The organism is Dentiradicibacter hellwigii, assembly GCF_041770905.1.
GTDB lineage: Bacteria > Pseudomonadota > Gammaproteobacteria > Burkholderiales > Rhodocyclaceae > Propionivibrio > Propionivibrio hellwigii.
Window position 1 is genome coordinate 129,937 of record NZ_JBEUWX010000002.1, and the last position, 14,438, is coordinate 144,374.

The window sequence follows — 14,438 nt, forward strand, 5'->3', positions numbered from 1 at the left end:
TACGAATTGGGTTGCAACTGATCGGGCTACCGGCGAGCAGGCTGAGGGCACAAGTGATGGACAGTTTTCTCACGGGTTTTCTCCGCTTTGTTGGGCAAGGGGGCCCAGAAAAAGGGCTTTTTCTTTGGTCATCAGCCCGGCGAGGATGAGGGCAAAGAGGCCGGTCTGGATGATTTTGCTGTCCGGATGGGTGGCAAAGATTTCATTGCCGAGATTGGCGCAGAGGTGAAAGACGACGGCAATCCAGATGTTGCGCGCGTTTTTCAGGTACAGCCAGTTTATGATGAAAACGAAGCAGATCATGCTCGCCATGAAGTTGACGCCGTGTTGCCAGCCTTCGGCGACGAGGTTTGCCTGGTAGTAGCCTTTGATGCTGGCAAGCGGGATGTGCCAGAAGAACCAGTAGGCGAAGAAGATGAGGTTTGCGGTGATGAGGCGGTAGCGGGCAAGCAGCGCGTTGGTGCCGTAGCTGTGCCAGGCGAGTTCTTCAAGCAAGGGCGCGAGGGCAAGCAGCAGCCACGGCGAGAAGAGAGCGCTGGTGAAGCTGGGCTGGCCGGTGATGCGGAATTGCTCGGCGCTGTAACCGAAGGCAAGCGAGATGAGCTGGGCGAGGATGAGGGTAACGGGGCCGATGAACACGGCGGCGAGCAGGTAGCGCGGGCGGATGGTGCGCAGGCTGAGGCGGGGTTTGAGATCGGCGAGCAGCGCCGGTTTTTGCAGGAAGAGCCAAGCGGCGACGGCGGTCGGCGCGGCCAGGCCGATGATGCCAAGGGTGCCTTGCAGGGTGGTGTGGGTATCAAGACCGGGGGTATGGCTGATATAGCCTGCCGCCAGCCAGCAGGCGCAGGGGATGAGGAAGGACCAAAGGTAAAAAAAGCCGGGGCGGTCATAGGCGCTTATCCCCATCCCAGAAAGCAATCTGGTTGTGTTGGCGCGCCTTGCCGTACTACCTGCTCTGTCTTCGGCGCGCCGCCGTTTCATCTTACTTTCGGGCATTGGTTTTAGGTTGTTCACGGATGCTTCCTGGTTGTGGGTTCGGCGGGATTGTACGGATTTTGCGGATGGTGGGCGCCAGGCGGTGTAAACACTGAGCCTACCAAACGGGGTCAATGCTAGCCCCGTCAAGCGGATGATCAGGTCTTTTCAGTCCGTCCTGCGGACGAATGCTCTCACGCCAACCATTCACCGACGGGTGAAAGGCTTTTCTATGCGCATTTCCGCCCAGGGCACGCGCCCAGCGAGGTAAATACTAGGTTTGTGAGGGTGGTCACGCTTGCGGCTTACTTCGTTTGGCAAGTGCGGATTGGATCAGCATTTGACTGCCGAACCAACCCCAGTAGATGCGGTGGCGGTAGATTTTGCCATCGCGGTGCTGCATGAATTCGAGGATATCTACCTGGTTGCCGTCCAGGGTTTGGCTCGGGTATTCCCAAATGAGGATGTCGCCGCCGGTGTAGTAGTGGGCATCGCGGTACCAGCGCACCCATTCGTTCGGGCGGCGGCGCGCCCCTTCTGCGAGGAAAGCGCGGATTTCCGCCTTACCGCGCAGGGTGCCGTTTGTGCGCTGCATGATGACGGGCACCAGCGGCGACCAATTCCTAAAATTGGTATTAGATGTGCTCGTAGCCGGTGAGGTCGGGCAGGCCGGCGAGCAGATGGCCTGCGCCAGCGGCCAATTATCGCTCTGCCTGAGCGACATTTTCCGTGTAGTCGCGCGGATAGGGCGACTGTGGGCTGAAGGCGAAGCGCTCGCCACCGGTGGCGACGGTGTTGCCGACACCGTTGAGGGAGATAACCAGGCTGCGGCGGCAGCGCGGGTCGTTGTGGCTAGGGTCGGGGAGGGGTACCGCCAAGCGGGATAAGCGCTTCGCGGCAGGTGCAATCTGTCATTGACCCAGTCCTTTCCTGTGCAGCCAGTTCGCGATGTGGTCGGCGACTTGTGCGTTATTCAGGTCGCTGAATAGGAAGTGGGTGTTGCCCTTGATGCCGACTTTCGGCAGGTGCACGAGTTCGGCCTTGCCGCCGTGTTTGTTGACGGTATCGACGAACTGCTGCGCCATTTTCATGCGGATATGCCATTGTTCGCCGCCCTGCGTGCCGTCGAGGTGGTCGGGGATGTAGTCGCCGAAATAGATGATGATGGGGAGGCGGGTCAGTTTGGCGAATTGTTCCGGCGGCACGGTGAGTGGTGCCACGTCGCCGAATTTGCTTTCCAGTTTCGGCGGCGCTTCGCCTTCCGGGAAGTAGAACGCGCCCGGCTCAAAAGCGACGACGGCCTGCACTTTGTCCGTCGCCATCGCCGTCGTCCAGCCGATGATGCCGCCCGCCGAGTGGGTCACGAAGACGCCGCCGCCGGTTTTGTCAAAGAGTTTGACCATGCTGTCGGTAATCACGCCCGCGTCGAAGGCGCCGGTGTCCGGCGTCATCATGCGGAAGAATTGTTCTTGTGCCGCAGGGTCTTTGGGGAAGGCGACGCCGTCGTTCATCTTCGGATAGACGCCGATGCGGAATTGCGCGTACCAGAACTGGTCGTCCGGCGTTGCGCTGATGTCGGCGGCGACGGTGCTTTGTCCCGCCTGGCCGCGTCGGGGCTGGTCAACCAGATAGACGGGGTAGTGTTTGTGCAGGAAGAGCTCGTTGAAGCCGGGGCGTCCGTCCGGCGTGGTCATCCAGCCGCGCGCCGACTGGCCGTAGCCGTGCAGGAAGACGAGCGGCGTTTTTTTGGCGTCCGCCGGGATTTGGTAGAAGACGCTGGCGTGGTCGCCGTGCAGGGTCATGCCGCCGGCGGCAATGGCGGCCTTGTGCGCGTCCCAAAAGGCGCCGCCGCTGCGCGCGGCAATTTCTGCCGGGATCGGGGTGTAGCTGCCGGGCGAGGTTTTCACGGTGCCGCCGACGGCAAAGCTGCCCTGTTCGGCGAGGGTGAGCGGCGCAGCGGTGGCTTGGGTTGCGAGGCCGATAGCGGCAATAACGGCGAGGATGGCGGTTTTGGGCTTCATGGTTTTTCCTTGCTTAGAAATTCAGGTTCGGGGCGAGTAAACGCTGCAATTTTTCGTCGTGATGGGCTTTGACTTCCGGCTGGTTGTCAAAAATCATCGTTTTGCCGTTTTCGGGTGTGTAAGCGTCCCATTGCGGCAGGCCTTCACCGTTGGGGTTGCCGGTTTTGGCAAAGTTCGTCCATGCACGGCTCATTTTGTCGGCAAGCGCCTGCGCTGCTTGGCCGCCACCAGTGGCTTGTGCCATTTTTTGGATGTTGTTGAACACAAACGCGATTTCAGAGGTGTGGTAGCTCATCGGCACGCCATTGAACACTGGGGTATCCCACGCGAACAGGTAGTTGTATACCGGGGCGCCGCGCTGTTCGGCTTTGATGCGGGCGGTTTTTAACGCAGGGGTACGCAGGAGGCTGTCCACATAGAGGGCGTCCGCTTTCAAGCGGTTGGGGTAAGCCGCTTGAAAGGCATTTACGACGGCTTCTGTCTGGCTGCCATATTTGCTTTGCAAACGCTTGCTGACTTCGGCCTCACTCCAGGTGAAGCGGTTGCTTTTTTGTGCGGTTGCCAGATCCAGTTGCAGCGGGAAGCTTTCCCATTCGGCAAAGTTGGAGCCGATGAGCAACGGTATGTCTTTGGCAATATCGGGATATTTTTCGCCTACCGGTTCTTGCGGAATCAGGCGCCCGTCCAGGCTCGGCGCCCAGGAAAGTCCGTAGCCCCCCGTGCCGCGCACCGGCGTGATTTTTTGTTCTTCGGCGGTTTGTTTCAGGGCTTTGTTTGCCGCATCGTTGATTTGATTCGGGGTAAAGCCGTTCAGTTTGGCGAGACTGTTTTTGTTCACGCCCAGGTTTTTCAGCGTCAGCTCGGTCACGCGTTGCGACGTTTTTTGCGGGGTCAGAGTCATCCCTATTTTTTCCACCGCACCGCTTTGTACCACCGCTTTATGGAACAGGTCCTTGGCACTCGGCATGGCCATCAGGGTCAAGACTTTCGCCCCGCCGCCCGATTCGCCAAAGATGGTGACGTTATTCGGGTCGCCACCGAATTGGTCGATATTGGCTTTGACCCATTCCAGCGCCGCCACCAAGTCTTGCATGCCCACGTTGGCGGAATCTTTGTATGGCCCGCCGTATGCGGATAAATCCAGATAGCCCATTGCATTCAGGCGGTGATTGACCGATACCACGACCACATCGCCTGTGCGCGCCAGGTTTTCGCCGTCATAGCTGTGCAAGTCGTTGGATGCGCCTGATTGGAAACCGCCGCCGTGAATCCACACCATGACCGCCCGTTTGTCGCCGTCGTTTTTCTTCGGCGCCCAAATGTTCAGGTTCAGGCATTGTTCGCTTTCAGGCATTTCGGGGCCGGCAAAGAAGAAAGAGCGCCCGCCCATCGGCACCTGCGGGCAAACGTCGCCATAGGTCAGGGCCAGTTTTTCGCCCTGCCAGTTCGCCACTTTTTGCGGCGGCATGAAGCGGGCGGCGGTGGCATACGGAATGCCCTTGTAGGTCAGGATGTCGCGGTGGATATAGCCTTGCACCGTGCCGCTTTGGGTTTACACGACGGCGATGCCATTGCCCGCCTGTATGGCGTCGGCGTGGGCAAAAGCAGGCAGGGCCAGGGTGATGGCGAGGGTCAGTAGGTGCTTTTTCATGGGCGTTCTCCTGTCATGGGTAAAGGGTGAAAGCGGCGGGTGGTGCGTGGCAACAGTGGCGGGCCAAGCGCTCTTTTTCCGGCACGCCGCTGTTTCAGGCAGCCTGGTGAACGTGTCAGGGGGCGGCGAGCCCTGTTTCCATCAGCCATTTTTGCAAGACGCCCTCCAACTGCCCCGGGGCATGGACGACATTCATGGTCAGCGGCAAACCGCTTGTGAAATGGCCGTTGCGGATTTGCTGCGCCAAGGCGTCGCGTATTTTTTCGTCGTGGTCGTAAAAGGTCCAGAACACATAGACGTTTTTGCCTTGGAAATCCAACTGCGACAGCAGGGTCTGCATCGGGTTGGCGATGGTGCGCCCCCACACCGGAATGCCCAGAATCACCTGCTGGTAACGGTCGATATTCGGTATTTTCGTGATAAGTGGCGGCAGGATGCCTTGTTCCTGCTCGGCTTTCGCCACGTCCCACGCTGCCCACATATCGCGGTCGTAGATGGTTTTCGGCTTGATTTCGTAGGTGTCGGCGCCGGTCATTTTGGCCAGCCGTTGGGCGATGCTGTGCACCGTGCCGGTGTGGGAGTAGTAAACAATCAAAGTTTTGCTCATGGTTTTGTGTCCTGTCGGGGCGGGGCGGTCTGCCGCAGCGGCGTTGATGCCGAATGCTGCTGACAACGCTGCAATGCCGCCCGCTGTTATGAGGTTTCTGCGTAATTTGTTCATGTGTGTTCCTTTCCTGTCGTCCGCCAAGAGCGACAGGTTTGTTTACAGGTTCTTGCCGAAAAAGTCCTTCAGCTTGGCGCTGATTTCTTTGACGTATTCCGGTTGCCAGTAGGTCTGGATGTGGCTTGCGCCTTTGATGAGGAAGAGTTCTTTGTTGGCTGTGCCGCTGGCGTTTTTGAAGACTTCTTCGCTCATGTAGAGGCTGTCGGCCTTGTCGCCGGCAATCATCAAGAGCGGCTGGTTAATCAAATCCACATTGGTGTTGACGTCGAAGGTCATCAGGTCTTGCAGGCTGCTCAAGGTGTAGTTGGTCTGCGAGTTCGGGTGGGCGTGCGTCTGCGCGTAATACTCGTAACCCTCGCGGTACATTTCATAGGGCAGTGCGGCGACTTTTTCCTTGCTCATGCCTGCCGCAAAGGCAGGGGAATACTGCACTTCGCCGCCCGCCACTTCCTGAGCGCGGGCGGCAGCGGCCTGTGCCAGGCGCTCCTGAATGGTGTCGGTTTGTGAGCGCATGAAGCCGTTGCGCCGTGCATCGCCGCTGTTGAACATCGACACGGTCGCCACCGCCTTGAAGCGCTTGTCGCTTTGCGCCGCCTTGATGGTGTAGCCCCCGCCGCCGCAGATGCCGAGCACGCCGAGGCGCTTTGCGTCCACGCCCTGGTACTGACTGATGTAGTCGGCAGCGGCGCGGATGTCTTCGATGCGGAACTGTGGTTTGTCGATATAGCGCGGCTTGCCGCCACTCGCGCCCTGATAGGCGGCGTCAAAAGCGATGGTGACGTAGCCTGCCTCCGCCAGTTTTTGTGCGTATAGCCCCGCGACCTGCTCTTTCACGCCGCCGTTGGGGTGGGCAACAACGATGGCGGGGTAGCTTTTTGCCGGGTCGAAGTTGGCGGGCGTATAGACGTTCGCCGCCGCTTCGATGCCGTTGGCTGGGTAATGCACGGTGTGCAGGTTGACCTGGCCCTTGACGTTTTCGCGGATGGCGCCGTCGTAGGTGAGGGTGAAGGGGTTGGCTTTGTAATTAGCGGCCATGGTAGCTCCTGTGGTGGTAAGTAAAACAAGGGAAAGCAGGATGGTGCGTAACTGCACGGGGCAATCCTCAGTAAATGATGCGGGTGTAGGCCATCGCCGCCAGTCGCCAAGCGGTGTCCTGTTGCCCCCAGGTTTCGGTAACAACAAATGGGTTGGTCACGGTTTCGCCGTTCACCACGGCGGTGAGGCGGATTTTGTTGAGCAGGATGGCGGTCGTGCCGATAAGGCGCACGCTCTGCTCTTCCACGTCCAGCTTTTTGAGCCGAATCAGGCTGCCGATGGCGTCGAGTTCCTGCGTTTTGTCGAGGGTCGCGCCCATGTGGACGAACACGGCGGCATCGTCAATCAGCGGCGCGGCGGCGGCTTTGTCGGCTTGCAACAGGGCGTGCCAGAGGAGGGCGGAGAGGTTGGGGATATCCGGTGGCATAAAGATTCTCCTGAAGGGCGTGGATTAGCGCATCTGTTTTTGCCAAAACGCCAGCGCGTCTTTCTCCCAGCCAGCGGCGGATGTGCCGCTGCCGAGGGCGAAACCGTGGCCGAGGCGGGGGTACTCGTGAAATTCGGTGGGCACGCCCATCGCTTTGAGCTGTTCGATACGGTGGCGCATGACGTGTGGTGCGGCAATGCCGTCGTTTGCGCCCACGGCGGCAAAAGTGGCGGGTTCGCCAGCGCGGTTGATATCGCTGTGCCCCGTGTACAGCATGATGACGCTCACGGGTTTGGACGGTTCGCGTTCGCCGAAAGCCTGCGTGCCATAAGAGCCAATGGCTGCCGCCATTCGCGCACCGGCGGACGCCCCCCAGACGGAATAGCCGTTTGGATTGACCTTGAGCGTGGCGGCGTTTTCGCGCACAAACGCCACCGCCCGCGCCATATCCTGCGTGGCCGCCTGCCCACCCGCGCCGGCACGGTATTTCACTACGAAGGTGTTATAGCCCTGTGCCGCCACGCGCTTGGCGATGGGGAAGCCCTCGTGCAGCGAGCCGACGTAGGCAAAACCGCCGCCCGGCGCAATCATGGCAAAGGGGGCGTTGTCCCTGCCCTTGAACATGAAGATGCCGGTGTGACGTTTGCCCGGGTCGCGGCGTTTGTCGGCTTCGGCATAAATCTCGTAAAACACCGCCTCGCCGCCCGCCCGCTGCGCTGCCATATGGTTGAGCGTTTCGACGATCTCTGCGGGATGAATGTGGCTGTGATACGGCATCAGCTCCGCCACGCGGTTAAGCGGCAGATCGGGCGGCTCGCGGCCGTCGTCCCACGGCAGCAGGCGCTCGGCAAAACCCTGAAAAGCGGGCTGGGCGAGGACATCGCGGATGGTGCTGTCTGTGCTCAGCGGCTGGGCATGGAGCGGCGCCATGACCGCACTGCCGCACAGCAGGGTGGCGAGCAGCATTGAACGATTTTGTTGCATATAACCTCGTAAAAACCGCCGGCAAACGATGTAGGAAAATAGATTCGGCAAGGATAACCACCGCGTTTGTGCGGGTAAACCGTCTATTCGTGCATGAAGCGTTAATCAGCAGCGGACAATCGTTGGGTAAAAATGTCAGGCGGATGAATACTGGCGGTCGAACTTATACGCCAAACACCCATTCCTTGAACTGGCGCACCATCGCCGGGTCGGTGTGGCTGATGATTTGGCTTTTGCCCACATCCAGCGTGGCGATTTGCGCTTTGTCGTCATCGTCCAAGGTGAAGTCGAAGACGGCAAGGTTTTCCGCCATGCGTGCCGGTTTGGTGGATTTGGCGAGCACGACGATGCCGCGCTCGATCAGCCAGCGGGTGATGACCTGGGCGATGCTTTTGCCGTGTTTCTTGGCGATGGCAGCGAGCACCGGGTTCTCAAAGATGCCGAATTTGCCTTCGGCGAACGGCCCCCACGCTTCGGGGACGATGCCTTCGGCGCGGAGCGTGTCCACTTGTGCTGCCTGCTGGTGGAAGGGGTTGATTTCAATCTGGTCGGCGGCAGGCATGACTTTGTTGAAGATGCCAAGGTCGATGACGCGGTCGGCGGTGAAATTGCTCACGCCGATGGCGCGGATTTTGCCCGCTGCCTGGTATTCTTCCAGCGCGCGCCAGGCGCCGTAGATGTCGTTGAAGGGCTGGTGCAGCAGTATCAGGTCGATGTGGCCGCAGTCAAGGCGCGAGAGCGTGCGGTCAAGCGAGCCTTTGGCGGCTTCATAGCCGTAGTTTTCTACCCAGACTTTGCTGGTGATGAAGATTTCTTCACGCGCCACGCCGCTTTGTTTGACGCCCTGCCCGACTTCGGCCTCGTTCATGTAGGCCTGGGCGGTGTCAATGTGGCGATAGCCTGCTTTGATGGCCTCCGCCACAGCCTGCGCGGTTTTTGCGGGCGGAATCTGGAAGACGCCGAAGCCGAGGACGGGGATTTCGACGCCGTTGTTCAGGGTGAAGGTTTGCATGGTGTTTTCCTCTGTGATTGCAGGTTGGGCATGATAACGGGCGGGCGGCGGGCGATAAACAGGGCCGCTTCGCTAGGGGCTATGCACGAATTTCATCAATTTGGGCGGGGCAGGTTTTGTCCCGCGTTGCCTCAACAGGCCGTCCAAAAATAGAAAATAGCCGTTTAACCGCATTATTTGAAAGATAAAATCCAATATGGATCTTTACTCGATTTACCCTTTCAGACGGTCTGCTTCTTTAATTTACAGTTCGCTCGCGTCAAACAACCGCCGGCATGCACACAGCACACAGCCCACCAGCAGCGCCAGCCCCACCGCCACCCAATAGGCTTGCGCGTAGCCCAAAAGTTTCGCCAGCCGCAGAGCGGCAAAGCCTGCCGCGTAGCTACCGATAAGGACGACGGAAAATTGCAGGCTGCTGTCGAGTGCGGCGGTGGTGCGGTCGGATTTGTCCATTACCAAGGCGAGTATTACCGGCAGTAGCAGCGTGTAGCTCAGACTCAACGCGATAATTAACGCAGGCGGCAGCCACGGCTGGACGCGGGCGAGCGCGTCGATGGCGGTCATAGATGCCAAGAGCGGCAGTTGCAGCGCGTAGAGCAGAAAAACGAGTTTGCGGCGCGGATAACGGCGCGACAGCCAGCCCGAGAGCGGCGTAACGATCAGGCAGGCAACGGGTATGCCTACCGCCAGAATCTCGCCCGTCTGTTTCGGGTCGAACCCCAAATCTGCCAGTTTCGGTACGAAGGTTGCCGCCGCAAACGCATAGGGCGCGGCAACCGACAACAGCAGCACCAGCCACCGCCAGCCGGTTTCGGGCTGCCGCCAGAAAGAAACCAGCCGCGCCGCCAGTTCTTTCAAACCGCCTTGCGCCGTCGGGCTTTCCGGCTCGCGGTAAAGTAAAAGTTGCAGCAGTGCCAGTAACGTGAATGCAAGCATAAAGACCGCCGCCGTCGTCTGCCCGTATTCCTGATACAGCCACAGCACCAGCGCGCCGCCTATCATTTTGCCGCCGCGCGCCGCCATGGTCTGAATCACGCCGCCGAAACCGCGTTCGCGGCGCGGCAGGATGATGCACGACAAGCCCAGCATGGCGCAGCCGTACACGGCGGACATGGCCGAGAGCAGCACGCAGCAGGTCAGAAGCAGCGGGAAATTGCCGACGATGTCGGCGGACATCATCAGCGCGAACACCGCCGCCAGCCCCAGCGTCGCCGCCAGCAGCCAGCCGCGAAACCGTCCGAACCGTCCCGGCTTGCGGCGTTCCATCAGTGCGGCAAACAGCACTTTCGCCGCTTCTATGCCGCCGATTAAATGTATCCAGCTTAATTGGTTCAGGCTGTAACCGTGTTTTTTTAAAATGGCAATCAGCGCGACCAGGTAAAAGCCGGTCAGGGTGAATTTGTAGGTGCTGCCGAGTACGAGCAGCAGCCAGTCACGCGGGGCGGGAGCTTGGGACATGGTTTGGTTTTCCTTGGTTGGGGCGGGTGCAAAAGGCTGTTTGAAAGCCGCAGTGGTCGGCAACCCAAACCGCAGACTGTGTTAAACCATACTGCCCCATTTTATTAATTAAAGGATTATTTATGATAGTTACCGTAATGGCCGAATACTAAGGCAGCTTGTGCCAGAAGGACGCCTATCTTGCAGGCGGTTAGACTGTTTATACGGACGGCCCGCAGGCTGCGGGTGGCAAGGGCGATTTTATGACCACAACCGATTATCTCGCTTCCGCGCTGGCATCCTGCACCAGAACGATTATGACTCTGAAAGCCGAAGCAAAGGGGGTGGATTTCGTCCGCTGTTATGCCGAAGGCGGTAATAAAGTCTCTATGGAAGACTTCCGCGTTACCCGAACCAATATCGTATTTCACCTGAATGCTGCATTCGAGGCGGAGCTACTCCGCTCGGAATTGCCCCGCTAATTGGAAACGGCAACCCGCGAGATGTACATTGTCGGCCGCAGCATGCATCTGATTTGGTGCAAGAATTCGAGTTTGTGTACGCATAATCGAATGCGGTTTTTGCAATGTCGTCTGAAGGCTTTTCAGATTGCCTTCAACGCTTCTTCCGCCTTTCGCATGGCACTTACCTCGTCCGCTTCAGCGATGTAGTTCACACCCAATGCGGAGGCAAGTTTGGACGATTGTTCGCGGAAGAATTCCAGTTGCGCGGCATCGGGTTCGATGAGCAGCATGGCGGCGCAGCGTTCGGCAAGCTGTGTTTGGTGCGCCTTTATCCAGGCGATGTAGTCTTTGCGGTCGGCAATGCGCTGCTCGTCGCTTACCTCCCGCTGCATGGGGGTACAGACGGTGGCGAAGCGGTGGTTTTGGTTTAACAGGGTTCCAAATTCGGCCAGCCAGTCGGCAAAATCGGCGACCTGGGTCAGGTCGGTCAGGTAGATAGTGCCTTCGGGCAGGGCTTTGGCAGGGGTGAAGTAGTGCATTCGGGTTTCCTTTAGGTATTGGGGGCAGTTGCAGTAGGTCGTGCATGAATGCCCGATAGTAGGCGGCGGAATCGGGTTGGGTTGTGCCGGGCATAAATGCCGACCTGCATGTCGCCGGTTTGTCCAAAAGGTCGTCTGAAAAGCGGTTTCCTTGTTTTAACTTCGTTGAAGCTTTGCTTTCAGATGACCTTTCTGTTTCGGCGGTTATTTCATTTTGCCTGTACCTTAAAACTTCCATTCTCCACTCACGCCCACGCTTCTGGGGCGTTGGTAGAGGGCGTCTTGGCGGTCGGAGCCGGAGATGAATATGGGGCGGTGGCGGTTGAACACGTTGTCGGCGTAGAGCGAGACGCGGCCTTGTTTGAAGTTGTAGGCGGTGTAGAGATTGACTTGGCTATATGCGCTGATTTTACCCGATTCGGCATTGTCGGCGGCGGAATAGTAGCCGCTGTAGAAGCGCACGTCGCCGCCTGCTTCCCAGCCGTTCGGGTTCAGGTATTTCACTCCGATGTTGGCGGTGTACTTGGGCGCGCGGCCGAGTTTGTTACCTTCGATACCGCTGTCGGGATAACTTTTGATTTTGGTATGCAGCAGACCTAAGCCTGTGGTGAGTTTCAGGCTGTCGGTTGCCTGCCAGTCGGCACCGAGTTCCGCACCGTAGGTGTGGACTTTTTTGGCGTTGCGAATGACCACTGAGTTGGTGCCGAGATAGAAGGGAAGCTGCATGTCGCGGTAGTGGTTCACGAACAGGTTGCCAGACAGTTGCAGGCGGCGGTTTGCGCTGCGCCAGCGGGTGTACCACTCGTAGTTGTTTACATACTCGGGTTCGTAGGCGTAGGTTACGACGGGGCGTCCGAAGGTGATGCCTGCGCCGCCGGGGTTGTAGCCGCGCGCGGTTTTGATGCCGCTGACCCATTGGTCGGTGGGTTTGAAGGCGATGTCGATCTTGGGTAGGAAGACGGTCTGTCCCTTGTCTAAATCGAGACGCAGTGCGCCGCTGCCGCCGTTTCGTTGGTGCGTTTCTTTTTCCAGCCTGCCTGCGACGGTGATGTCCCATTTTTCGGTGGGGCTGTAAGTGGCTTCGGCAAACAGGGCGCGCACGCTGTTGTGGTCGTCAAAGGTGTTGCGGCCGCCGACGCTGCGGATATCCACCCATTCGTCCTGCTTGCTGTGGAAGTAGTGCAGTCCGGCAAAGCCTTTCAGACGGCCTTTGTTACTGAAATGCAGCACAGGTTCCCATTCCAGCTCGCGGCCTTTGAGTTCAGCCGGCACGCCTTGGGGATTAACGGTCATCGGTAAGTGCAAACGTTCGTTGTGGTAGCTACTGTAAACCAGTTTGTTTTCCAGTTTCAGGTAGTCGTTAAGCTGCCACGATACATCCCAGATGCCCGATGTCGAGCCGGTTACGAACACGGGCTTTTCCTTTAGAAAGCGGCGGCTGGCGGTGTTGCCCATGATTTCGTTCTGCGGCGCGCGGGAGCGGATGTGGTTCAGCGTCAGGCGGCTATAAAAGTCGGGATTATTTTCAGGCGTGAACAAGAGCTTGAAGCGCACGTTGGTGTTTTCCACGCGGCGCGGGTTACCCGTCGGCTCGTAGGATACGAACGGTTCGTAGCTTTCGCGCTGCTGCTGCTCCGCGCTCAAGCGGAAGGCAAGGTTGTTTTTTATTATCGGGCCGGACACCACGCCGGCGATGTTGTGCGTTTTCTGATTGCCTAAACCTAGGCGGACTGCGCCTTCCCATTCGTCGGTCGGATCTTTGGAACGCATCACTACCGCGCCCGCCACCGCGTTCTGCCCGCGCACATGGCTTTGCGGCCCGCGCAAGACTTCCACCTGCTGCATGTCCCACAGCGACTGCTTGCCGAAGGCGTATTCGTTGTAGGTGGCAGAGCGGCCGTCTATGGACAGGTTCAGGCGCGGACGCGTGCCTGCGAAAAACGCCACTGCGCCCACTGCTGGGCCCGATCCATCCACGCCGCGCATGGTCGGCAAATCGTTGCCGCTGCCCAAATCGACGGTATTTACGGTCTGTTTGAGCAGGTCAGTGGCGGAAAGATTGTGGCCGCTGCGGTCGATGTCGGGCGTGGTGAAGACGCGGTTGGACGTAGCGGTTTCAAAGCCGCTACGGTTGACGCGTTCGCCAGTTACGACGACTTCTTCCAATTGCACCTGTTCGGTGTCCTGTGCCACATTGGCGGCGTAAATCCATTCGGAAGCGAAAGCGGCGGCAAGCAGCAGGGGCAGGTGGCGGAGGGTGGTTTTCTGCATTTCCTTAGCCCTTTTGTGGTTTACATATTTATATAAAAATTACTATTTTTGTAAATTATAGGAAGAGGGGTAGAGGAATACAAGTACTTATCAAAAGCATGATTTTGCAACGAAATGCGGTTTGTGGACAGCCGAATACCGTAGGAAAATCATGATTTCATAAAATATAGCTAAAATACTTCACTTCATACGGCGTCGGCTCGCCTTGTACTGAAAAAATAATTGTTTCAGCTCTATTGCGTCTGAAAGCCATCAAACAAACAACAAACAACGATGACCGCCCGCAAACAGCAAACCATCATCGCCACCGCTAGCCGCCTGTTCCGCGAATACGGTTTTGCCGCTGTATCCGTGGGCAGAATCTGCGAAGAAGCAGCCGTCAGCCGCGTTACCTTCTACAAACATTATGGTGGCAAAAACTCGCTCTTGCGTGAAATCGTTATCGAACAGAAAGACCGTGTCCGCGCCGAATTCGAAAGCCTGTTGGAACGGCGCTGCGGCCTGCGCGAAGTCGCCGAAACCGTGTTCGCCCTGCAAGGACAATCGTTTGAAGAACTCTATTCCGCTGCCTTCCTGCGCGACATCGAAGAGAACGCCGATTTGGAACTGGAACGATTTTTCAAGGAGCTGAACGAAGAAAAATACGCCTTCATGCGCTATTTCTTCCACACCCTGCAAAGCCGCCGCCTGATTGCCCCCGATTTGCCTGTGGAACTCATCGACCTGTTCATCCGTCAGGCAGACGTATTGATGCGCCATCCGCGACTGACTGCGCTCTATGCCGCGTCGCCGCAAAAGCTGCCGCAGGATGTTTTGGGCTTGTTGTTACACGGTTTGGCCGGTGAACAATCCAAAAGAAAAATTTGATGAGGCCTAATTGCGTCAAACAGGTGTT

14 protein-coding genes and 1 pseudogene are annotated in these 14,438 nt (G+C 58.2%); 3 read left to right on the top strand and 12 right to left on the bottom strand.

Annotation, left to right across the window (positions count from 1 at the left end; translation table 11 throughout):
* Positions 1-69: 69 nt before the first annotated feature.
* Entirely contained in the window at positions 70-1,014 is a 945-nt protein-coding gene (locus ABCS64_RS02905) for a CPBP family glutamic-type intramembrane protease (RefSeq protein ID WP_418890433.1), read from the bottom strand.
* Between the two features lie 253 nt (positions 1,015-1,267).
* Positions 1,268-1,570, bottom strand: coding sequence for a nuclear transport factor 2-like protein (locus ABCS64_RS02910; protein ID WP_418890434.1), 303 nt, complete (start codon positions 1,568-1,570; stop codon positions 1,268-1,270).
* On the opposite strand from ABCS64_RS02910, the gene ABCS64_RS02915 reads away from it, so the two are divergent.
* The gene (locus tag ABCS64_RS02915; RefSeq protein WP_418890435.1) at positions 1,569-1,862 is read left to right on the top strand and encodes a hypothetical protein; all 294 of its coding nucleotides are present in this window, start codon (positions 1,569-1,571) and stop codon (positions 1,860-1,862) included. The two genes, ABCS64_RS02910 and ABCS64_RS02915, sit on opposite strands and share 2 nt — an antisense overlap.
* 24 nt (positions 1,863-1,886) lie before the next feature.
* Here ABCS64_RS02915 and ABCS64_RS02920 read toward each other — a convergent pair whose 3' ends face one another.
* From ABCS64_RS02920 to ABCS64_RS02955, 8 genes and pseudogenes are all read right to left on the bottom strand, one after another.
* Complete coding sequence (locus tag ABCS64_RS02920) at positions 1,887-2,996, bottom strand: alpha/beta hydrolase (protein ID WP_418890436.1); 1,110 nt, start codon at positions 2,994-2,996, stop codon at positions 1,887-1,889.
* 13 nt (positions 2,997-3,009) lie between these two features.
* A pseudogene (locus ABCS64_RS02925) lies at positions 3,010-4,536 on the bottom strand (carboxylesterase/lipase family protein); the annotation flags it as partial.
* Between the two features lie 226 nt (positions 4,537-4,762).
* Positions 4,763-5,395 carry a flavodoxin gene (locus tag ABCS64_RS02930; protein WP_418890437.1) on the bottom strand — a complete coding sequence of 211 codons (633 nt, stop codon included), beginning with the start codon at positions 5,393-5,395 and terminating at the stop codon, positions 4,763-4,765.
* Between the two features lie 15 nt (positions 5,396-5,410).
* Complete coding sequence (locus ABCS64_RS02935; RefSeq protein ID WP_418890438.1) at positions 5,411-6,406, bottom strand: alpha/beta hydrolase; 996 nt, start codon at positions 6,404-6,406, stop codon at positions 5,411-5,413.
* A gap of 67 nt (positions 6,407-6,473) precedes the next feature.
* A complete protein-coding gene (locus ABCS64_RS02940) occupies positions 6,474-6,833 on the bottom strand; it encodes a nuclear transport factor 2 family protein (RefSeq protein WP_418890439.1) in 360 nt (119 codons plus the stop codon).
* A 24-nt stretch (positions 6,834-6,857) separates the two neighbouring features.
* Entirely contained in the window at positions 6,858-7,817 is a 960-nt protein-coding gene (locus ABCS64_RS02945) for an alpha/beta hydrolase (protein WP_418890440.1), read from the bottom strand.
* Positions 7,818-7,980: 163 nt separating this feature from the next.
* Positions 7,981-8,829, bottom strand: coding sequence for an aldo/keto reductase (locus ABCS64_RS02950; protein WP_418890441.1), 849 nt, complete (start codon positions 8,827-8,829; stop codon positions 7,981-7,983).
* 243 nt (positions 8,830-9,072) lie between these two features.
* On the bottom strand, positions 9,073-10,290 hold the full coding sequence (locus ABCS64_RS02955; RefSeq protein ID WP_418890442.1) for an MFS transporter: 1,218 nt from the start codon (positions 10,288-10,290) through the stop codon (positions 9,073-9,075).
* Between the two features lie 242 nt (positions 10,291-10,532).
* Here ABCS64_RS02955 and ABCS64_RS02960 point away from each other — a divergent pair, with 242 nt between their 5' ends.
* Positions 10,533-10,751, top strand: a complete 219-nt coding sequence (locus ABCS64_RS02960) for a hypothetical protein (protein ID WP_418890443.1) — start codon at positions 10,533-10,535, stop codon at positions 10,749-10,751.
* Positions 10,752-10,873: 122 nt separating this feature from the next.
* On the opposite strand, the gene ABCS64_RS02965 is transcribed toward ABCS64_RS02960, so the two are convergent.
* Positions 10,874-11,272, bottom strand: coding sequence for an extensin (locus ABCS64_RS02965; protein ID WP_297957696.1), 399 nt, complete (start codon positions 11,270-11,272; stop codon positions 10,874-10,876).
* 225 nt (positions 11,273-11,497) lie between these two features.
* A complete protein-coding gene (locus ABCS64_RS02970; RefSeq protein WP_418890444.1) occupies positions 11,498-13,543 on the bottom strand; it encodes a TonB-dependent receptor in 2,046 nt (681 codons plus the stop codon).
* Positions 13,544-13,816: 273 nt separating this feature from the next.
* Between ABCS64_RS02970 and ABCS64_RS02975 the strand changes: the two genes are divergently transcribed.
* A complete protein-coding gene (locus ABCS64_RS02975) occupies positions 13,817-14,410 on the top strand; it encodes a TetR/AcrR family transcriptional regulator (RefSeq protein WP_418890445.1) in 594 nt (197 codons plus the stop codon).
* The last annotated feature ends 28 nt before the right edge of the window (positions 14,411-14,438 follow it).